This window comes from Desertibacillus haloalkaliphilus, assembly GCF_019039105.1.
Classification (GTDB): domain Bacteria; phylum Bacillota; class Bacilli; order Bacillales; family KJ1-10-99; genus Desertibacillus; species Desertibacillus haloalkaliphilus.
Window position 1 is genome coordinate 1 of the sequence record NZ_JAHPIV010000094.1, and the last position, 458, is coordinate 458.

The 458-nt window shown below is 46.7% G+C and carries 1 protein-coding gene; it reads right to left on the reverse strand.

Features of this window, described 5'->3' with window-relative positions:
• A partial coding sequence (locus KH400_RS21005) for an MFS transporter (protein WP_438821135.1) occupies positions 1 to 458 on the reverse strand: 458 nt, incomplete at both ends.

The window sequence follows — 458 nt, forward strand, 5'->3', positions numbered from 1 at the left end:
TCGCATGACTGAGCGGAACGCTGACACCAGATGCAAGTGCAGCAAAAACGGACATCGATGTCGTATACACGCTTGTCATTAATCCAGCATGTGCAGGGAATTTATGTTTCACAAGTCCAGGTAAAAGCACATTACAAATCGCAATCCCGACGCCAACTAGCGCCGTTCCCATCATTAAAAAGGTGATGCTGCCAAATGAACGAATGACAATCCCAAAGAGCAGGACAGCAAGCCCAAGCCAAAGTGTTCGTTCATTCCCAAGACGTTTTCCGATTTTAGGTGCAATGGGAGATAGCAATGCGAATGAGAGCAGTGGTAATGTCGTGAGGAAACCAGCCAGTCCATTTGAAAGCTGTAAATCAGAACGAATGGCACCGATCACAGGACCAACAGACGTAATGGCTGGCCTCAGGTTAAAGGCAATGAGTAAAATCCCAGCAATCAGCAAAATGGTTTGC